General features: G+C 69.8%; 20 protein-coding genes and 2 pseudogenes. 15 read left to right on the top strand and 7 right to left on the bottom strand.

Going from position 1 to position 18,609, the window contains the following annotated elements; translation table 11 throughout:
- The first annotated feature begins 63 nt into the window (after nt 1-63).
- Both EKG83_RS28155 and EKG83_RS28160 read left to right on the top strand, forming a co-directional pair.
- Nucleotides 64-387: a hypothetical protein gene (locus EKG83_RS28155; RefSeq protein WP_033428880.1), complete on the top strand. Its 324-nt coding sequence runs from the start codon at nt 64-66 to the stop codon at nt 385-387.
- A gap of 553 nt (nt 388-940) precedes the next feature.
- Nucleotides 941-3,070, top strand: coding sequence for an ATP-binding protein (locus tag EKG83_RS28160; protein WP_084716100.1), 2,130 nt, complete (start codon nt 941-943; stop codon nt 3,068-3,070).
- Between the two features lie 117 nt (nt 3,071-3,187).
- Here the strand turns inward: EKG83_RS28160 and EKG83_RS28165 are convergent, their stop codons facing one another.
- Together EKG83_RS28165 and EKG83_RS47100 are read right to left on the bottom strand one after the other, a co-directional pair.
- Nucleotides 3,188-3,412 carry a DUF6289 family protein gene (locus EKG83_RS28165; RefSeq protein ID WP_228122948.1) on the bottom strand — a complete coding sequence of 75 codons (225 nt, stop codon included), beginning with the start codon at nt 3,410-3,412 and terminating at the stop codon, nt 3,188-3,190.
- 432 nt (nt 3,413-3,844) lie between these two features.
- Entirely contained in the window at nt 3,845-4,003 is a 159-nt protein-coding gene (locus EKG83_RS47100; RefSeq protein ID WP_170191771.1) for a hypothetical protein, read from the bottom strand.
- Here EKG83_RS47100 and EKG83_RS28170 point away from each other — a divergent pair.
- A pseudogene (locus tag EKG83_RS28170) lies at nt 3,933-4,124 on the top strand (transposase); the annotation flags it as partial. The gene EKG83_RS47100 and the pseudogene EKG83_RS28170 overlap by 71 nt on opposite strands.
- Before the next feature lie 299 nt (nt 4,125-4,423).
- Here EKG83_RS28170 and EKG83_RS28175 read toward each other — a convergent pair.
- Nucleotides 4,424-4,627: a hypothetical protein gene (locus EKG83_RS28175; protein WP_153278505.1), complete on the bottom strand. Its 204-nt coding sequence runs from the start codon at nt 4,625-4,627 to the stop codon at nt 4,424-4,426.
- Between the two features lie 362 nt (nt 4,628-4,989).
- On the opposite strand from EKG83_RS28175, the gene EKG83_RS28180 reads away from it, so the two are divergent.
- The 3 genes and pseudogenes from EKG83_RS28180 (at nt 4,990) to EKG83_RS28190 (ending at nt 6,163) form a co-directional block, all read left to right on the top strand.
- Nucleotides 4,990-5,205 (top strand): hypothetical protein, encoded by a 216-nt coding sequence (locus tag EKG83_RS28180; RefSeq protein ID WP_153278506.1) that lies wholly within the window; start codon nt 4,990-4,992, stop codon nt 5,203-5,205.
- A gap of 213 nt (nt 5,206-5,418) precedes the next feature.
- Nucleotides 5,419-5,619, top strand: a pseudogene (locus tag EKG83_RS28185) (hypothetical protein); the annotation flags it as partial.
- Nucleotides 5,620-5,770: 151 nt separating this feature from the next.
- A complete protein-coding gene (locus EKG83_RS28190) occupies nt 5,771-6,163 on the top strand; it encodes an integrase core domain-containing protein (protein WP_084716098.1) in 393 nt (130 codons plus the stop codon).
- A 221-nt stretch (nt 6,164-6,384) separates the two neighbouring features.
- Here the strand turns inward: EKG83_RS28190 and EKG83_RS28195 are convergent, their stop codons facing one another.
- Entirely contained in the window at nt 6,385-6,810 is a 426-nt protein-coding gene (locus EKG83_RS28195; RefSeq protein WP_033428877.1) for a hypothetical protein, read from the bottom strand.
- Nucleotides 6,811-7,075: 265 nt separating this feature from the next.
- Here EKG83_RS28195 and EKG83_RS28200 point away from each other — a divergent pair, with 265 nt between their 5' ends.
- The 5 genes from EKG83_RS28200 to EKG83_RS28220 all read left to right on the top strand — a co-directional run bounded on the left by EKG83_RS28200 (nt 7,076) and on the right by EKG83_RS28220 (nt 11,989).
- Entirely contained in the window at nt 7,076-8,485 is a 1,410-nt protein-coding gene (locus tag EKG83_RS28200; RefSeq protein WP_063741254.1) for an RICIN domain-containing protein, read from the top strand.
- A gap of 208 nt (nt 8,486-8,693) precedes the next feature.
- Nucleotides 8,694-8,984: a helix-turn-helix domain-containing protein gene (locus tag EKG83_RS28205; RefSeq protein ID WP_051764787.1), complete on the top strand. Its 291-nt coding sequence runs from the start codon at nt 8,694-8,696 to the stop codon at nt 8,982-8,984.
- A gap of 96 nt (nt 8,985-9,080) precedes the next feature.
- Complete coding sequence (locus tag EKG83_RS28210; protein WP_153278508.1) at nt 9,081-9,239, top strand: hypothetical protein; 159 nt, start codon at nt 9,081-9,083, stop codon at nt 9,237-9,239.
- Nucleotides 9,240-10,131: 892 nt separating this feature from the next.
- Entirely contained in the window at nt 10,132-10,869 is a 738-nt protein-coding gene (locus EKG83_RS28215) for a lytic polysaccharide monooxygenase (RefSeq protein ID WP_033428876.1), read from the top strand.
- Nucleotides 10,870-11,344: 475 nt separating this feature from the next.
- On the top strand, nt 11,345-11,989 hold the full coding sequence (locus tag EKG83_RS28220; RefSeq protein ID WP_033428875.1) for a transposase: 645 nt from the start codon (nt 11,345-11,347) through the stop codon (nt 11,987-11,989).
- Nucleotides 11,990-12,241: 252 nt separating this feature from the next.
- Here the strand turns inward: EKG83_RS28220 and EKG83_RS28225 are convergent, their stop codons facing one another.
- Nucleotides 12,242-12,646, bottom strand: coding sequence for a winged helix-turn-helix transcriptional regulator (locus EKG83_RS28225; RefSeq protein WP_033428874.1), 405 nt, complete (start codon nt 12,644-12,646; stop codon nt 12,242-12,244).
- A 188-nt stretch (nt 12,647-12,834) separates the two neighbouring features.
- Between EKG83_RS28225 and EKG83_RS28230 the strand changes: the two genes are divergently transcribed.
- The 3 genes from EKG83_RS28230 (at nt 12,835) to EKG83_RS48390 (ending at nt 15,535) form a co-directional block, all read left to right on the top strand.
- The gene (locus tag EKG83_RS28230; RefSeq protein ID WP_084716127.1) at nt 12,835-13,659 is read left to right on the top strand and encodes an alpha/beta fold hydrolase; all 825 of its coding nucleotides are present in this window, start codon (nt 12,835-12,837) and stop codon (nt 13,657-13,659) included.
- A gap of 683 nt (nt 13,660-14,342) precedes the next feature.
- A complete protein-coding gene (locus tag EKG83_RS28235) occupies nt 14,343-14,816 on the top strand; it encodes a hypothetical protein (RefSeq protein ID WP_153278509.1) in 474 nt (157 codons plus the stop codon).
- Nucleotides 14,817-15,088: 272 nt separating this feature from the next.
- Entirely contained in the window at nt 15,089-15,535 is a 447-nt protein-coding gene (locus EKG83_RS48390; RefSeq protein WP_033428872.1) for a hypothetical protein, read from the top strand.
- Here the strand turns inward: EKG83_RS48390 and EKG83_RS48395 are convergent.
- Nucleotides 15,505-15,684 carry a Mu transposase domain-containing protein gene (locus tag EKG83_RS48395; protein ID WP_211269004.1) on the bottom strand — a complete coding sequence of 60 codons (180 nt, stop codon included), beginning with the start codon at nt 15,682-15,684 and terminating at the stop codon, nt 15,505-15,507. The two genes, EKG83_RS48390 and EKG83_RS48395, sit on opposite strands and share 31 nt — an antisense overlap.
- A gap of 934 nt (nt 15,685-16,618) precedes the next feature.
- Here EKG83_RS48395 and EKG83_RS28245 point away from each other — a divergent pair.
- Complete coding sequence (locus EKG83_RS28245; protein ID WP_051764781.1) at nt 16,619-17,449, top strand: chemotaxis protein CheB; 831 nt, start codon at nt 16,619-16,621, stop codon at nt 17,447-17,449.
- Nucleotides 17,450-17,527: 78 nt separating this feature from the next.
- On the opposite strand, the gene EKG83_RS28250 is transcribed toward EKG83_RS28245, so the two are convergent.
- Complete coding sequence (locus tag EKG83_RS28250) at nt 17,528-18,550, bottom strand: GAF and ANTAR domain-containing protein (protein WP_051764780.1); 1,023 nt, start codon at nt 18,548-18,550, stop codon at nt 17,528-17,530.
- Nucleotides 18,551-18,609: the final 59 nt, after the last annotated feature.

The following is an 18,609-nucleotide window of genomic DNA, read 5'->3' on the forward strand; positions in this document are numbered from 1 at the left end:
ATCGGCGTAGGCTGACCACGCCGTCTCGCGAATGAAGGGTTTCCGCGACGCAGGAGGCACGGAATGACCGTCATCAAGAAGAACTTCGATTCCTACTCGATCGTCCACTCCAGCAACAACTCCGGGTACGAGGCCGACATCGCCTGTTTCACCACGGGCACCACCAACATGATCGGGAGAATAATCTTCTTCAAGGACGGCGCTCCCGTGCCCCCGAACGTGTCGCTGGCGTACGGACCGGAAATCCACTTCCCGCTCAGCAGGCTCAGGGAAGTGGTCGACACCCTGCGCCAGGAGAAGCCCCTCTACCTGTGGCTCGACACGGACTCCCTGGTCGGAGCGGTCGGCACGACCGACAAAGAACCGGCCGGGGAAGAAGAGGGCTGAAGTCCGCTCCACGCCGGCGGACAACAGCCGCAGCTCTTCGTGATTCTCCGCGGCCCGGGCCGCGCAGGGTCGTGATCTCCCGTGCACTCGAAGTGAACAGCCGGAACGGGAAGGGGTGGCCCTCGACGGCGTACCACCCCCAGTGGGTCGGGTCGGTGAACCACCGGTGCCCGGTGCCGCACACCGGGCCGATGTGGCGGGTCGTGTCGCCGCGCGGAGCAGGCCAGGACCGAGTCAGGGCTCAATCGACCGGCTGCTCACAACCGCGCGCGGCGCAGCGACGGGGATCAACGAGTTCCGCGCGTTGAATCGGCAGCAAAAGCATTCACAGCGAACCGCTCGCGTTCAGCAGAACCCCGCTCGGCCCGCACCGAGGTAATCCGCCGACCAAACAGGTGAATCCACCCGCGTCCGGTCGAGCCCGCCACCGCGCCGGGTGCACGCTGGCGCGGTGCCCGTGCCACGACCCGAGCCGGGTGCCTCGTCGGACGACGCACCCGAACTTCCGGCGCCCCGCGCAGCCGACCCACCCGCCTCGGGCACGCACAACGAGTTGACCGCCACCGTGATCAGCGGAAACGTGCTGCAAGCCGGTGTCGTGCACGGCGGCGTGCACCTGCACCACCCGCCGCCGCCCGACGTGCTGCCCCGGCAGCTGCCGGCCGCACCCCCGTGCTTCACCGGGCGCACCGACGCCCTGGCCGCACTGGACGCCGTGTTCACCCCTCCAGGCACCGGCTCCTCCTCCCGCACAACGGACGCAACACCGGGCGGGACGACCGTGGTGATCTCCGCGATCGGCGGAACAGGCGGCATCGGCAAGACCTGGCTGGCGCTGCACTGGGCACACCACCACCTCGACCACTTCCCCGACGGGCAGCTGTTCGCCGACCTGCACGGCTTCAGCCCCGACCACGAACCGACACCCCCGGCCGTCGCGGTGCGCGGTTTCCTCGACGCCCTCGGCATCGAGCCCTCCCGCATCCCCACCGGCCTCGACGCCCAGGCCGCGCTGTTCCGCAGCCTGGTGGCCGGGCGGCGGATGCTGGTCGTGCTGGACAACGCGGCCACCACCGCCCACGTCACCCCGCTGCTGCCCGGCGGGAACCGCTGTGCGGTCCTGGTGACCAGCCGCAACCAGCTACCAGGGCTGATCACCCGGCACGGGGCCCACCCCCTCCACCTCGACGTGCTCGACCGCGCCGAGGCCCGCGCCCTGCTCGTCCGCCGCGTGGGAGCGGCACGCGTCTCGGCCGAACCCGACGCGGCCGCCGACCTCGTCGAGTCGTGCCAGGGGTTCCCGCTGGCCCTGGGCATCCTCGCCGGACGCGCCCAGTGCCAGTCGCGGCTACCCCTGGCCGACCTCGCCGCGGAACTGCGCCGATCCGGCGTGCAAGCATTGAACGACGACGACCCCGCGGCCAGCCTGCCCGCCGTGCTGTCCACCTCCCGACGGGCACTGACCGACGCGCAGCACCGGGCGTTCGCCCTGCTCGGGATCGCCCCCGGCCCGGACACCAGCCTGGCCGCGGCAGCCGCCCTCACCGGCCTGCCCCCAGCACAAGCGGAACACCTGCTACGAGGTCTGCAAGAGGCGTCCCTGCTCGAACAGCACACCCGGAACCGCTACTCCATGCACGACCTCGTCCGCGACTACGCCGCCACCACGGTCCACCAACACCTGACAAAACAAACGAAAGAAGAAGCCCTGACACGAACAGTGGACTTCTACCTCCACACCGCCCACGCCGCCGACCGCCTCCTCAACCCCCACGCCCACCACATCCGGCTCGGCCCGCCGGCACCCGACGCCCAGCCGCTCCCGATGCCCGACGACACGACCGCGCTGAATTGGCTGGACACCGAGCACCGCCACCTGCTGGCCGTCCAACGGCTCGCCGCCACCTCCCACCAGCACGACGTCGTGTGGCAACTGGCGTGGACCCTGACCGCCTTCCACTACCGCCGCGGACACCGCCACGACGAACTCGCCACGTGGCGGACCGCCCTGGACTCCGCACCCCACCTGCCCGACCGCACCACCCGCGCTCGGATCCACCGGGGCACCGGTGCCGCCCACGCCGGCCTGGGGCAGCACGAACAAGCCATCGAGCACCTGTACCGGTCCCTGGGCCTGCTCTCACACCACCACGACCCCACCGACCAAGCACCCACCCACCAGCAACTGGCGAACGCCTGGGCCCGACGAGGACACCACCACCGCGCCCTGGAACACGCCACTCAAGCCCTGGAGCTCTACCGCAAGCTCGACCAACCGGTGCGCGAAGCCCACGCACTCAACCAAGTGGGGTGGTACACCGCCCGCCTCGGCGACCACGACACCGCCCGCACCCACTGCCAACTGGCCCTCACCCTCCACCGCCGCCACCACTACCCCACCGGCGAGGCGACCGCCCTGGACCACCTGGCCTGGATCGACCACCACACCGGCCACCACGACCGGGCCGTCGACCACTACGAACAGGCCCTCGCCCTGTTCCGGGCCCTCGGCAACACCTTCGAAGCCGCCAACACCCTCGACCGCCTCGGCCACCCCCACGTCGCCCTCGGCCACCGCGACCGCGCTCGAACCGCGTGGCGGGAAGCGCAGGAGCTGTACCGACAACAAGGACGCGACACCGAAGCCGAAGAAGTGGCCCGACGGCTCGACGCGCTCGACTGACGTCCCCCGTCCCACAGGTGGACACCGGCCCGCACGCGTGGTGCCGCCGCGACAGGTCGACGTGATCACCGAACCCGACGAGCCCTACCGACGGAAAGGCGAACGTTCACCCCACCCTCACCGCGGGCACTGGACCTGCGTGGTCTCCACGTACCGCGTCGTCTCGCCCCACTGGTCCAGCGATCCGTCACAGAACCTGGTGAACCCGCCGACCACCACGGTCCACGCGCTGTCGGCGTAGTAGGTCCTGCTGCACTGGTAACCGGCCTTGCACGCCGGGATCGCCTGCGCGGGCGCGCCGGACAAGCCCACGGCCGCCAAAGTCGAGGCGAGCACCGCCACACCGGCCAACCGACGGATCATGTGAACCCCCAAAGCGTGATTTCCTTTCACGTTAGTGGGGAGCGGTCGGCGCGAAATCCCCCGATCAGCCCCGACACCGCCCCCGCGCACGCCGTCCGCGACCACCTCATAGAACTGGTAGCGGAGGTACAGGAGCGGTACACCAGGATGGCGACCCCGGACGACGTGAGCTTCCCCGACAACCCGAGGCGGTTGTTACCTGGATCGGGTCGGTGACGCCGGGATGGCAGTCGGTTCGGTCTGGGCGGCGTGCCAGGCGGCTTCGTACTCGTCCGGGCCGAGCCAGCCGAGGTCCTTCTGGATGCGTTCGGTGTTGCAGAACCCGTCGATATAGCGGAACAGGTCGGTCGCGGGTGCGCCAAGAGCGGCGGTAGACCAATTCGATCTTCAACGTGGAGAAGAAGTTCTCCATCAGGCCGTGTAGGTTGACTCGCGGTAGCTGGTCTTCCAGCCCACGATCCGGTTGGAGAACGCGCCGCGCACGGCCGCGAGCCAGAAGGCGCCCGCACGGGAGCTGGCGGCGTTGTACTGCCAGCGCTGGGAGATCGAGACCGCGCTGGACGAACTCAAGACCCATCAACGCGGTCCCGGACAGGTGCTGCGGTCCCGCTCACCCGACGGCGTCGAGCAGGAGGTCCGGGCGCACCTGCTGGTGCACCACGCGATCCGGTCGCTGATGCACACCGCCGCCAGACCACCACGCAGGCCGCATCTTGCCCCTGAGCGATCAACAGGCGCCCTGCTCGACGGAGGCCGCGAAATCCTGGCCCGCCTCCTGCCCGGACAGCGACGACGCAGCAACCCCCGCGTGGTCAAACGCAGGATGTCCAACTACAAGCAGCACAAACCACTCCAAGTCACCGGTATTGCTCCCCTAGGGCACCACTACTGTGCCCACGGCCAGGAAGCAGCGGAGTGCCCAAGGCGCGGTACATCGGCGCCCTGGGTACTCCGCAGCCGACCGGTGATGCCGGTCTGCCGTCCCGGTCCTCAGCCGCCGAAGCCGATGGCGAGGTCCACCTGGAAGGGGGCGGTGCCGGATCCGGAGTAGGTGATCCGGCAGTCGGCGCTGGCGACACCGGCGTCAACGTCGGGGCAGCGGACGGTCTCGGCGTTGGCGGTGCCGACCAGGCCCGGCAGCAGGATCGCGGACAGGCAGACCGCTGCGGCCAGGATGCGACAGGTACGGTTCATCACGGGCTCCATCTCCGCCCCGGGGCCGTGCCCGCTGTCGTCCTGTCGGGCAACTGCAACCACGGGCCCCTGCCGGGCTTGCTGTCGAGTCGTCCCAGGGCCCACCGACCTCCGGGCAGCCACCCCGGAGCGTGATCGGTCGGGATCGGTGTCGGCCCCGGAACCCTTCCACGGGTGACCTAGGCCACCCATCCGAAATATCGTGCGGCACACGTCGTAGCGTTAGCACCCGAACGGGTGTATCTCTGTAGAGTCGTCCAGCCCAATCTCTCGCGGTCCGCATCTCTGGATCACGGCGGTCCCGACAAGTGCCACCCACGCCACCGCGTACCGACCCCCGCCGGCCCCATCGCCACAGACGCGTGATCGACCCGATCGCACCCACCGGAATGCCCGTCAAGATCGACCAGGCCACCGCGCACACCCTGGAATGGGGCCTGGCTCATGCGTTCGCCGTCGCCGCGCAGGCCCGCGCGCAGCGGGTGGCACTGCCCCTGGGCACGGTGGAGTTCTTCGGCTCCCCAAGGCCGACGGGCCTTGACCCCAGATGTCGGACACCAGACGCACTTGGACCTTGATGGTTCGAGTGGACAGGAGTCCCGTTCAGATGGCGATGAAACACTACCCGCTGGAGTGAGGACGAGAACGCCGCGCTGCGCAGGCGGGTCCGTGAGCTGGAAAAGAAACGCGATATCCTGCGTAAGGCGGCCGGTATTTCGCCGGGGAGACGCGCTGGTGAACCGCTTCGGGTTCGTCTCCGAACACCGACGCCGGTATGGCGTGAAGCGGTTGTGCCAGGTCATCGGCCTTGCCCGGTCCAGCTCCCACCACTGGAAGGCCACTGCACCCGAGCGGGCCGCCCGCGCCGCCGACGACGCGCGTCTGGCCGCCCGAATCCGCGTCATCCACCGCGAGTCGACCGGCACCTACGGCGCCCGCGGATCACCGCCGAACTGCACGACACCGGACACCGCGTCAACCACAAACGCGTCGCCCGGGTGAGGCGCCAGATCGGCCTGGCCGGGCTGCGACTGCGCCACCGACACCGCACCACCACAACCGACCCGGCCGCGGCCAAGGCCGCGGACCTGCTCGGACGCGACTTCACCGCCCAGGAGCCCAACACCCGCTACGTCGGCGGCAATGCGCACCGAACTCGTCCTCGACGCCCTATACGCCGCTCGACGCACGCGAGGCAGCCTGGCCGGGACGATCTTCCACAGCGACCACGGCTCGCAATACAATGCCCGGGCCTTCGCCGACGCCTGCCGAACCGCCGGGGTGACCCGGTCCATGGGCGCGGTCGGCAGCTCGGCCGACAACGCCACCGCCGAAAGCCTCAACGCCTCCTGCAAACGCGAAACCCTCCAAGGCACCCAGACCCGGGGCAGCGCAAGGGAAGCACGCCTGGCGGCCTTCGGCTGGCTGCACCGCTACAACACCCGGCGACGCCACTCCCACCTCAGTCAGACCTCCCCGGTCGACTGCGAGAACAGCCTGCTGCCGACACCGGCTACGCTGACCCACGCCGCATGACCCCGTGTCCGACATCCGGGGTGAAGGCCCACCTACCCAACCGGATTATCGGTCGCGTGCCAAGCCGAATAAGCCGGCAGAACCCGACCACATACATGCAATTCCGTGGGCGGAGCCAGGGGAATTAGTTTTCCACTGCCTCCCCCAGACCGCCCGGTGATCTTCGACAGCCGGAAAGTCGGACGGTGTCAGAGTGCACGATTTTCGATAGGGCGATGCCGCTATTCGGCCGTGAGCACGACGGTTTCTTGCGTGTAGATTCGCTGGTCCTTGCCTACGTGGAAGACAAACCTGCTGTTGTTCACCGTGGCGATTGCCGCCGCCATGCTCGTGGCGGCTTCGTCGTCGGCAAGCCGCCAGGCCGTCCATTTCGAACTTGCCAGCTTGGCTTCGTAGAGATGTCCGTCCTGGCCGATGTGGATCACGATGACCTGGCCGTCGGTGTCACGGGCGACTGCCACGGGCTGTGTCGTCTTGGCGCCACCCGGCACGCTGGACCAGCCCACCCAGTCGCCCCCCTTGCTCTGGTTGACATAGATCTGCCGGTCTGTGCCGACGATGAACGCGAGGAGTTCGCCGTTGCCGTCAGCGACCGCCGTGACGGGAAGATCAGTCAACGCGCCACCGGGGATTTCCGTCCAGCCCATGTCTCCTCCTCCGGGTGAACCAGGGGATCAGCGGACAGCCTTGCAACCGTATCAGAGGACGGTCCGCACTCACAGCCGGCAGCATCAACAACCGACGTCTCGGTAATTGATGTTCAAGACGTTAGGCCAATGAGCCGCCAGGCGGTCGATGACCGGCTGTGCCGTGTTGGGCGATCCGGGTGATCCAGGCGACCGGCGTCTTGTGTTCATGGAAATTGGCGGCCAGGTTGAAGGGCGTCTTTTGCCGTGCGGGGAGCGTGGGTGCATGGACGTGTGGAGCAGCGAATTCACCGACAAACCGTCCGCGAACACCGAATTCCGCTGGCTGGTGGGACTGCGCGGCCGGCCGGAGGACCGGGTGGTCCCCGTCGTCGGCCTGCGTTGGGCGAAGGTGAACGACCTCGGCTGGAAGACTGCCGAGATCGCCGCGATAGAAGGCTCCTACACCCTGGTGTCCCCGTCGGGCGTGAAGACCGAGGGGAAATGGGCGCGTGCCGAGTGCCCCGGCACCGGTGAGGCGTGGTCGCAGGGCGGCACGGCGGCCGCGGTGACCGGGGCGCTGTGGAAGCTCTCGGCCAATGTGACCCTCAGCAAGGGGTTCACCATGTTCCAGGTCCAGTGGCAGTCCTGGGCGGTGTCGCGGGAGGCGGCCCTCCAGTTCGGATCGTTGGGCACCGCCCGGGAGATTCCCGACTGGGCCTACCTGGTCGCCAAACACTCGGGCAAGGTCCTCGCGATCGCGGACGCCGCCACCACGGACGGCGCGTGGCTCGTCCAGAGCACACCTGCCGGCGGCGACCACCAGAAGTTCCGGCTCGAACCCGTCGAGGACGGCTACTTCCGTGTCATGGCAAAGCACAGCGGCAAGTACCTCACCGTCGACAAGGCGGGCACCGGGGACGGCGCCAGGGTCAACCAGCAGAACTGGTCGGGTGGGGACCAGCAGAGGTTCCGGCTGGAGAAACTCCCCGACGGTCACTACCGGATCTGGGCCAAACACTCGGGCAGGGCGCTGGACGTCTCCGGCGCCGGCACGGTCGACGGCACCCCGGTCGACCAGTGGCAGTGGTGCGACGTCGACCAGCAGAAGTTCCGGCTCGACGCCACCTTCCCCGACCTCGTCGTCCTGGTTCCGAAACACTGCGACATGGCGGTGCACATCGCAGGCGGGGACACGCGGGACGGCACACCGGTCCGGTTGCACGTGCGGGACACCGCGCAACCGCAGAAGTTCCTCATCGAGGAGGTCGGGCAGGGCTGGCACCGCATCGTGGCCCAGCACTCGGGCAAGGTCCTCAACGTATCCGGCGCGGGCACGGGCAACGGCACCCCCGTGGACCAGTGGCAGTGGGCGGACGTCGACCAGCAGAGGTTCCGCCTTGAAAGGCTCCCCGACGGGTACTACCGGGTCGCGGCCAAACACTCCGGCAAGGTCCTCAACGTCTCCGGCGCGGGCACGACCGACGGCACCCCGATCGACCAGTGGGAATGGGCCGACGTCGACCAACAGAAATTCCGCCTCGACGACCTCGGCAGCGGATACTTCCGCATCATCGCCAAGCACTCGGGTAAAGCCCTGGCCGTCAACGCCGCCGACACCGCCGACGGCGCCGTCCTCGTCCAGGCGACCACGGCCGACAGCGAGAACCAACGCTTCAAATGGTTCCTGACCTGACCCAGTCGACCATTCTCGGCACCGTCGTACACAACGACAGCACCCCCACAGTTACCCGAACAACGAAGTACCAAGATCGATCACACGTGCCGCAACCCGAGAGACGGACGGTGCCCCGGCGCCAGCCTTCGGGCCAGGCGATCCGCTGGGTCTACTGATCTTTTCGCTTCGGGGTGGTGGGTCTTGCCGGTGGGCGCATGCCGGTGGCATGCGCTATCCCGATGGTGGTGGTCTGACCGAGAAGCAGCGGGCCCGGCGGGAGCAGGACAAGGGCCCTACCGCGCACGGCTGGGACGAGGAGCAGGGCTGGACCCTGGCCCGGGCCGCCACGGTGATCGCCCGACGCTTCCCCGTGCGGTTCAGCCCGGCGCAGACCTGGCGGATCATGCGGCAGATGGGGTTCACCGCACAGCTGCCGGCGCACCGGTCGGCCGAAGGCGACGAGCGCCGGGTGGCCACCTGGACGCGCACGACCTGGCCTGAAGTGGGAGAAGAGTGACCGCCCGGTAGGCGTGGCCGTGCTTCGCCGACCAATCCGGGCAACTGCTGCGCCCATCCCGTGCCCGAACCCGGACCCGCCGCGGCCGGACGGCCGGTGCTGCGCGTGCGCACCGCCGGCAAGGCACGCCTGTCCCTGGCCGGCCCGCTCTGCCTGAAACCCGGCCACCGCACCCGCCTGATCCACCGCATGATGATCCACCGCGGCCGCACAGGCGAGAAGAAGGGCTTCCGCGAACCCGACTTCGCCTTGTGAGCGCATCGCGAGCAGCGCCAGCAACGCCTCGTGCGCGGGGTTGGCGAAGTCCACCGGCCCCTCGGCTTCCGGCAGCCACAGCTGCACCCCGAACCGCTCCAGCACCGCCCGCAGCTCCCGCACCTGGGCGCCATCGAGAAAGGCGCGTTCGTACTCGCCGACCACCACCGCGTCGACCCGGTGCGCGTTGGCCGCGATGTAGCGCAGCATCGCCGCGGCCCGAGGCCGCAGATGCCACGGCACCTGGTGGGATGCTGACGGCGATCCACTCGGCGAGCGTGGTGGGAGGCTGCGGGGCGGACACCGGCATGGCGTGGTCCTCGACACCGGAACCGGGCTGGACGCCGAGGTGACGAGGCACCTTCGCCCTCACTACCGATCGCGATTGCGTCGCCCCCTCGGTCCGGGTCGCGCAACGCCCGTCCGGACAGCCGGCTGGTGAGCTGAGCCCCCCGGTTGCCCCTGGTCGTCGACCAGCTCGACGAAAGCCCCATGCGGGTGCGGTTGCCCGGCACGTTGGACCGCGCCTTCAAGCGGGGTGGGTGGACCGGGTCGACCACGTGGTGGACGCGTGCGAGGAGTTGGACGTGCCCGCGGTGCCGCTGCGGCCCGACGGGTACGTGGCGTGGGTCGGCGACGATCAGGGCGACCCGGTGGAGCACCTGCCGCGGTGGCCCGCCGGTCGGTGTGATCCGGTCGCGCGGTGGGTTTCGGCTGGTTGGTCCCGCTTCTTTCGTTTTCTTGACCAAGGGCGACGTCCACGATTATGGTCTAGACCACGTCACGGTGTGTGCCAGCACCCTTGCGTGCTGTCACCTGCCGGGCGATCCCGCCGCCGGGGATTCGGATCGTGCCCAGGGAAACCTCGGGTTCCCTGCGAAGGAGCTGGACAATGAGTTTGAAACGGAAACTCGCGGTGTTCCTCGCCGGTGTTGGAATCGCCCCGTTCATCGTCGTGGCGGCGGCCGGGACAGCCAGCGCGCACGGGTACATCAGCTCGCCGCCGAGCCGGCAGGCGATGTGCGCGTCGGGTCGGGTCAAGCAGTGCGGCGACATCATCTACGAACCGGCCAGCGTCGAAGGTCCGAAGGGCTTGACCAACTGCCACGGCGGCGACGCGCGCTGGGCTCCGCTGAGCGACGAGAGCAAGCCGTGGCCGGCGACGACGGTCACCGACAACGTGTCGTTCAACTGGGTCATCGAGGCCAACCACGCCACCACCACGTGGCAGTACTTCGTGGGCGGCACGAAGATCGCCGAGTTCAACGACCACGGCCGCCAGCCCGGTGCGACCGTCACGCACGCGGTGAGCCTGGGTGGCCGCACGGGCCGGATCAAGGTCCTGGCCGTGTGGAACATCGCGGACACGGCAATGGCGTTCTACTCGTGCGTCGACCTCCAGGTCGGCCCGGGTGGTCCCGACCCGACGACGACCACGCGTCCGACCACCACCACGACGCCGACCACGACCACCACTCCCCCGTCGGGTGGCGCGTGGACGGCGGGCACCGCGTACGCGACCGGCACCCAGGTGACCTACGGCGGCTCGTCGTACCGCTGCCTCCAGGGCCACACCGCGTTGACCGGGTGGGAGCCCCCGACCACCCCGTCCCTGTGGCAGCGGCTCTGACCGTCCACAGCGGGTGATCTGCTCCGGCCGGGACGACCCACGTCGTCCCGGCCGGACCCGCCGGCGCGGGAACCCCGCCACCAGCCGCGCGCCGACCTCCGAGTCCGCCACGCGCAACGCGCCGTGCGTTTGACCACGCGGGGGTTGCCGCGTCGTCGCCGTTTCGGCAGGAGTCGGACGAGGATCTCGCGGGTGCCGTCGAGCAGGGCGTGGGCTGATCAGTCAGGGGAAAGGCGGCCTGGGCGGTGGTCCGGCGGCGGGCCGGGCGCAGGTGCGGGTGAACGAGAGCCGGTCGGGATCGAGGCCGGCGTCCGGGAGCGGCTGCCGGAGCTGTTCCGGGCCGCGCGGCGGCACGACTGCTTCGTCGTCCCGTCCAGCTGGGAGTACCAGCAGAGCCCCTCATTCGCCCCCGCCTGGCACGAGGCCGTGCGGTCGATTCGCCCCGGAGGAGCGCGCGGCGGCGCCGGCCGACGCGTTGGCCGACTGGCTCGTCGCCCACGCCGCCACCCCCGAACAGGTGCCGGGCGGCTGGCAACGACCGCGGCCCAGCCGGCTCGACCCCTGCAAAGCCCACCTCGCCGCGCGGTGGGACCAGGGCTGCACCAACGCCGTCGTGCTCCACCGGGAGCCGATCGACCTCGGCTACCAGGGCAGCTACCGGATCATCAGCGACTACCCGCGGCCATGGCGACGACGCCGGATCCGCACCGCGGGCCCGGCCCCACCGGGCGTCCGCGAGGTCACCGGATGGCTCATGAGCAGACCCGACCGACTCGCCGCCGACCACCGCGCCCGACTCGTCCAGATCCTGGCCCGCTGCCCGGAACTGGCCGCCGCAGAGCACCTGGTGCGCGGCTTCGCCGGCATCCCGACCACCCGCACCGGCGAACGCCTCAAGGACTGGGTCGTCGACGTCCGCGCCGAGGACCTGCCCGCCCTGCATGGTTTCGCCACCGGCCTGGAGAAGGACCGGGACGCCGTCGTGCAGGGCCTGACCACGAAGTGGAGTTCGGGTCCAACGGAAGGACGGATCAACAAGATCAAGGCCCTCAAGAGGCAGATGTACGGCCGAGCCGGCTTCGCCCTGCTCCGCAAGCGCGTCCTGCTCACCGCACAGTGACCACCCCCGACCAGCCAAGGCCGCGTCGAGACCGTCTTCACCGAATGCGAGCAAGAGCCCAGAACTCGCCGACGTAGCCACGCCGGTCGGCCCCGCCTGTCGTTTGCCCTGTCGCGGAACCACCACGTTGCCAGTGGTGGGGTCGCCGACAGCGGCGTGGAAGAGAAACAGGTTGTCGCGCTGTCGATTGGCGAGGGCCGCGTCCTGGAACGCCCGCTGGACGGCCTGGGCACGTGTTGCACGGGTGCGGCGTCACCGGCCGTCAAGGGCGTCGGCTTGTGCATCGTCGTTGCCGGCGTTGGCGCGGTCGATCTCGGCCATGTGCTGCTCGGCCCAGGCCCGCAGCGCCGCCAGCGGGGCCTCCAGTGACAGGCCCAGCTCCGTGAGCCGGTAGTGCACCCGCGGTGGCACGGTCGGCTCGACCCGGCGCGCGACCAGCCCGTCCCGGACCAGGCTGTGCAGGGTCACCGACAGCATTTTCTGCGAGACACCGGGCATTCGCCGCCTCAACTCGGCGAACCGCACCTCACCCGGAACGGCTTCGGCGAGCACCTTGACCGTCATCGACGTCCATTTCGTGCCGATCCGGTCCAGCAGCTGACGCGTCGGGCACCGGGGATCGAACAGATCACCGCGACCTTCGTGCTGCGCACCCACGGGCCCAGTGGTCACCTTGACCTCACCACCTGTCGACGAAGTGCCGCCTTGGCAACCTCAACCACAGTTACCTACGGTTTTGTGGTAACCAATGGTAACCGACAGGAGGCATCGTGCCCGCACCCGCGCCACCCCGCGTCCCCCGGGTCGAGCTGCACCGGATCGCCACCAACGGCATCCACCTCAACGTGGCCACGGCCGGCGCAGGGCCCGCGATCGTGCTGCTGCACGGCTTCCCCCACACCTGGCGACTCTGGAGCGAAATCATCGGTCCGTTGTCCACGCACCACCGGGTCATCGCCCCGGACCTACGCGGGTTCGGCGCCAGCACCCGCGCACCGGACGGCTACGACGCCGGCACCCTGGCCGACGACATCACCGGAATCCTCGACACCCTCGCCGAGCCCACCGCCGCCGTGGTCGCCATCGACGCCGGCACCCCGGTCGCCGTCCTCCTCGCCCTGCGGCACCCCGACCGGGTACGACGGCTGGTCGTCATGGAAGCGCTGCTCGGCTCGCTGCCCGGTGCCGAGGACCTCCTCGCCGCCGGCCCACCCTGGTGGTTCGGATTCCACGCCGTCCCCGGTCTCGCCGAAAAAGTCCTGATCGGACACGAGGCGCAGTACATCGACTGGTTCCTCACGGCCGGCATCCGCGGCCAGGGCGTGCCACCGGACATCCACGCCGCGTTCATCGACGCCTACACCGGACCGGACGCCCTGCGCTGCGCCTTCTCCTACTACCGCGCGCTGCCCACCACCGCCCGCCAGCTCGACGACGCCGTGACCGTCGGCCGGCTCACCACACCCACCCTGGCGATCGGCGCCCATCCGGTCGGCACCGCGCTCGAACGGCAACTACGCCCCATCACCGACAACCTCACCGGGCACGTCATTCCGGACTGCGGCCACATCATCCCGCTGGACCGGCCCCGGGAACTGCTCCGTCTCGTGACGCCCTTCCTCGCCGCCGATCAACCCATCCCATCACGCGATCAGCCACCCCCGCCGTGACCACCCCTCATCGACATCTCCGGACGTTCGGATGCCGTTGCCATGATCGATCGGCGTGGCCGATCCGGATCACCTGCCGCGGGATCACCTGGATCTGCGGCTTCGCCACCGTCAACACCGGTGGCGGGGGGACTGTGCAAACGTCGGCTCCGGCGCACTTTCGATGGTAACGGTGAGTAATCGGTCGGTTCGTGATCCTGTGATGGATGCCCATCCCCTTGCGGGACGGTATTTCCGGACTGTCGGTTCCGGTCGTTGGGTGCGTGGCGGAGGGCGCTGGTCGCGGTCCGCATCCGGGTTGTGGCCGTGCCGCCCGGCGCCCGGGGCTGCGATGAAGAAGGCGTCGACAGCCCGAAAGCACCTTCCCGGCAAGGGGATCGATCTCCACCGCAAGGTCACGGCCGCGGCCGGCTACTCACCGTCACCACCGAAAGTGCGCCGGAGCCGAGTTTGACCGCATTTGTGGATCAGGTCATGGCCGTGGATCACTCAAATGGCCGTGTCGTCAGGACGGCGGGCGGGAGGGCGACACCAGTAGTTTGGTCGTGCAACCGGGCTTCTCCCAGATCAGCTCCAGGGCATCTGCCCGCGGGCTCCGGGAAACCCCGGGGCACGGGCCTGTGCGAGCAGGTCAGGACCACGGAGAGGTCCATCCGCTGATCGAATTCGAAGAAGGGGCCGGTGTGATCAGGAGGATCGTGCGTTCAGGAACGGTTGTGGGGGTCGTGGTGGCGCTGGTGACGGCGACGGTCGGGGTGGCCTCGGCGGCCCCGGCCCGGTTCGCCGCGGCCGCGGTGCACAGCGGTGGCGCGGGCGCCACCGGGACGTCCATCACCGGGGCTTTGAGCTGGTCGACGTCGTTGAAGACCGTCACGCTCTCCGACGTCAGGACGTTCCTCAAAGCGGGCGAGTGCAACTCATTGCTGATCGGCGGCTATCAGGGATCCACGCTGGTGACTCAGCAGTACGGGTGGGACCTGAAGTGCGCGACGCCATCCGGCGATGTCGTGGAGACGTACACCCCGTTCAGCCTGACGTCGGGGCCTCCGGGGGGTGTGCAGTGGGTCAGGATCCTGATCACTGACGAAAGCCACGTGATCACCGGCTATGCCTACTGCTACCAGTCGCAGTCCTCCTGTCAGACCGGCCAGTACTGACGGACACGCGCGCAGGCACCCGCGTGACTGGGCGCGAGCAACGTCGTTGCGATCCGCCAGGCAGGTCCGGACCACCGGCGCGACGGCCCTCCGGATCTACCTGGTGAACCGCAGATCAGTGGCAGGACCATCCGCCGAGTTCACAGGGGCGGCGTAACCGCGGGGGCGACGGGCTCGCTGGTCCCCGAGGTTCGAGCGGAACGGGCATCGAGGGTCGGTTGGTGTGGTTACGGGCGGCGCGGGCGCGGGTCCGGGCGAGGCGGTAGGGGTCGGTGCCGGAGTCGCCGATCAGGCAGAGCGGCAGGCCCTTCCTGACCTACTCGCTGGTGGCCGGGGTGTGGATGACGGCCGGGTCGACGTTCGGGTCGGCGTCGAAGTCGGCGGTAGGACACCTGGTCGACGGCGGCGTCGGCGACTGGGCAGCGGTTGGTCGTAGGCGTCGACCCCGTGTCGGGTTCGTCGAGTTCGGTGGCCTTGCGGGCCTCCAGGGCGACCGCGCCCGCAGTCAGCGCCCCGACCTTCAACGCCGTCGCGCCGGGCAGCGCGCCCGGTTCGCGCAGCAGCCCTTCCAGATGGTGGTCCAGGTCCAGGCGGGTGCCGCCCTTGGCCAGCAGCCGCTCGTGCCGGGCGACCTCGGTCCGGCCGCCGAACACGACCGACTCACGGGCGTGCGGCAGAACCCGACCTGTCAGCCGATCAACCTCACCGGAACCGAGTAGCGGTTGGTGCGCACGGTGACCTGCGCGTAGCGGTCGACGCGCGGGGTGAACCAGCGGCCGGCCTCGACCCCGCCCTTCTCGTGCGCGCCGCGCTCACCCGGTTGGCAGTAGCAGGGGTCGATCGACCAGTGCGGCATCCCGCCGAGCACCCTGCCTCCTCCACCCGGATCTCCGGCCGCCGGACCGCGACGTAGCCGCGCACAACCTGACAGGACACGTCGGTCATACCGTGCTCGTCGATCAACCGGTCGACGATCCGCCTCGCGGTATGCCGCTGCTCGCGCGGCGCGTCCAGGTCCGCCCGCAGCATCCCGTCGACCACGTAGGGCGCCGGCGGCCACGTCACCTGCGCGGTCGCCGCCGTGTAGCGGGTGCGGGCGACGGTGAGCGCGCCCAGCGTGCCCGACTCGGCGAAGAACTCGAGCCCCCGCCGCTGCGGGCGCACCGTGCGCTGGTGGTCGTCGTAGCGGGAGCGATCCACGCGTGGTGCTCGTCTGCGTCGCGCGTGACGATCCTCGTCAGGTGCCCGGCCGCGCGGCGGGCGTCGTCCGGCATGGCGCCCCCGGTTCTTGTCCTCAATGTCCCATTCCAGGCCACCTGGGAAAAGGCAGGACGTCCCGCAGGCGAAACCGGCCGCCCGAACCCCGGTGCGAGAACATCCGGGCGGGAGAGGTTGACAGCGACCGGTGAGCGGTGCGCCATGGTGACCCGGACACCGGCGACCGGGCAAAAAACGCGACCACGAGAGCCGACCGGATCGCGGCACTGCCGGCGTTCGCGTAACAGGCACGTGATCGAGCCGAACAGGCTGCGCACGACGCGGACCTGGCGATGGATCGGGCCGATGCCGCCGACCGGTACCCCCGTGGGGCGGCGGCACGGCTCGTCGGCTCGAAAGAAGACCGGGCGACGGCCTGAGCCGCGCCGGCGGGTTCGTTTTCTGCGCAGCACGTGGGCGGCTCCCCTTCGCTTGTGCGGCTAACGCGGCGCGATGGCGTGGGGCACCCTCGCAGGCGATACCCGCGGGAGGCCGCTCGCCGATCGACTTCCTCCCGGGGACAGCCCGCCGGAAGGGGAAGGCAGATGCCGGGTCGCGACGTCGTCCTGATCGGCGCCTCCGCCGGCGGTTTCGACGCACTGCGCCGGCTGCTGGGCGGCCTGCCCGCCGGCCTGCCCGCGAGCGTGCTGGTCGTCGTGCACATCACACCCGGCCCGAACAGCCGGACACTGCCGGACACCCTCGCCCGGTCCGGGTGCCTGCCGGCCGCCTACGCGGTGCCCGGCCAGCGGCTGACGCCCGGCCTGGTCACCGTTGCCCCGCCGGGGCAGCACCTGGTCGTCACCGACGGCGACGTCCTCCGCCTGCACCGGGGTCCGCTGGTCCACCGCGTCCGGCCCGCCGTTGACGTGCTGCTGCACAGCGCCGCCCGCCACTGCGGCGAACGCGCGATCGCCGTCGTCCTCTCCGGCAGCCTCCGCGACGGCGCCGAGGGTGCCGCAGCCGTGGCCGCGGCCGGAGGGGCGGTGCTCGTCCAGGACCCCGCCGACGCCGGCAGCCCGGACATGCCCGCGGCCACTCTCGCCCGGGTTCCCGGAGCCGGTGCCTGGCCGGCGGCGAAGCTCGGACCCGCCATCGCCGACCTGCTCGGCACAGAGGCCCCTCGGCGGCCGGTCGCGGCCGATCACCGGGTCGAGGGAATCGCCGACGCCTTGTGGACCGCGGTGTCCCAGCTACACGCGGACGCCGCCGTTCAGCAACGGCTCCAGCAGCGCTTCGCCCCCACGCACCCGCTGGTCGCCCTGTCCCGGTCCCGGGAAGAGCGGATGCGGCAGGCCGCGGAGCTCATCACCGACCGCGTCCTGCCGAACTTCCGCCCCGGCGCCCCACCAGGTCCACCGACCGACGGCGGCTGACCGCGGATCCCTCACCCGGGCATCCGGCGTCGCCAGTGCACGGCGGTGGTGCCGGCGTGGGTGCTCGAAAAGATCTCGTCACCCGCGAACGCCCGGATCTTCGCCGTCGGCCGAGCCTGATTCGGTTCGAGTGCCCGGTTCCTGGTTCCGCCGCGATTCGTCGTGCTGGTAGAGGTGGCGGTAGGCGACGGGGTGGTCGTGGCCTTGGTCCAGGAAGGCTTCGTTGAGGGCTTGGGCGATGATGTTGTGGTCGTGGCGGTCGGGGCAGTCGTTGCCGTGGGCGTGGTGGCGGAGTCGGGTGAGGTCGCCCGTTCCGCCGAGGGCGAGGTAGCGGTTCCACAGCTCGGTGTCGCTCAGGCGCAGTTGCCGTAGCCCGTCGGCGACGCTGAGGTGCGGTGTTCCGGTCATCGGCGTGATTCGCCGGTAGGTGAGTTCTCCGGTTTCGGCGAGGTCGGCGGCGACTTCCTTGAGCTTGCGATTCGTGTGTTGCGAGGCGTCGATGAGCAGGTCGAACGCTTGTTCGGCGGTGATTTTGCAGCGGTTCATGAGAATGCCTTTGGCTTGCCCGATGACATCCCTGGCGTCCAGGGCGGCGCGCAGGGCGGCGTTGGCGGTGGTTGCGGCGGCGGCGATGGCGGTGTACGTGGCCAGCAGTTCTCCGGTGTGGACGGCTTCGTCGGTGAACGCCTTCGTGGCGGTGGCGTAGACGTTCAGGGAGCCGATGGTGTCGGTGTCGGTGTAGAGCTGGTAGGACAGCATCGACCGGATGCCCAGGTGGGCGGCGGCTTCGGCGAGAAGCGGCCATCGCGGGTCGGTGGACAGGTCGTTGACCTGCACGATCGGTTCGGCTTGTAACGCCGCGGTCAGGCAGGGTCCTTCGCCGATGGTGTACTGCTGTTCGTCGACGTGGTGGACCAGTTCGCTGGTCGCGACGGGGGTTGACACCGATTTGTGGGACAGCAGGGTGATGCCGGCGTGTTCGGCGCCGTCGACCTGCGACAGGGTGGCCTGGACGACCCGTTCCCAGATGGCGTGGAGGTCGGGTTGCGCGCTGAGCTGACGAGCGAGGCCGGCCAGCAGGTCGGGGTCAGGGTGTGCCATGGCGGCAGGCTCCTGAGTCAGCAGGGCAGAGACGAAAGGTTTCGCTTCCAGCCTGATGT

The sequence above is a fragment of the Saccharothrix syringae genome (assembly GCF_009498035.1).
Lineage (GTDB): Bacteria > Actinomycetota > Actinomycetes > Mycobacteriales > Pseudonocardiaceae > Actinosynnema > Actinosynnema syringae.

Bases quoted from the DNA above. Each gene is read 5' to 3' on its own strand.
- EKG83_RS28155 (WP_033428880.1), top strand. From the start codon at position 64: ATGACCGTCATCAAGAAGAACTTCGATTCCTACTCGATCGTCCACTCC.
- EKG83_RS28175 (WP_153278505.1), bottom strand. From the start codon at position 4,627: ATGAACCGTACCTGTCGCATCCTGGCCGCAGCGGTCTGCCTGTCCGCG.
- EKG83_RS28190 (WP_084716098.1), top strand. From the start codon at position 5,771: ATGCGCACCGAACTCGTCCTCGACGCCCTATACGCCGCTCGACGCACG.
- EKG83_RS28195 (WP_033428877.1), bottom strand. From the start codon at position 6,810: ATGGGCTGGACGGAAATCCCCGGTGGCGCGTTGACTGATCTTCCCGTC.
- EKG83_RS28200 (WP_063741254.1), top strand. From the start codon at position 7,076: ATGGACGTGTGGAGCAGCGAATTCACCGACAAACCGTCCGCGAACACC.
- EKG83_RS28205 (WP_051764787.1), top strand. From the start codon at position 8,694: ATGCGCTATCCCGATGGTGGTGGTCTGACCGAGAAGCAGCGGGCCCGG.
- EKG83_RS28215 (WP_033428876.1), top strand. From the start codon at position 10,132: ATGAGTTTGAAACGGAAACTCGCGGTGTTCCTCGCCGGTGTTGGAATC.
- EKG83_RS28245 (WP_051764781.1), top strand. From the start codon at position 16,619: ATGCCGGGTCGCGACGTCGTCCTGATCGGCGCCTCCGCCGGCGGTTTC.
- EKG83_RS28250 (WP_051764780.1), bottom strand. From the start codon at position 18,550: ATGGCACACCCTGACCCCGACCTGCTGGCCGGCCTCGCTCGTCAGCTC.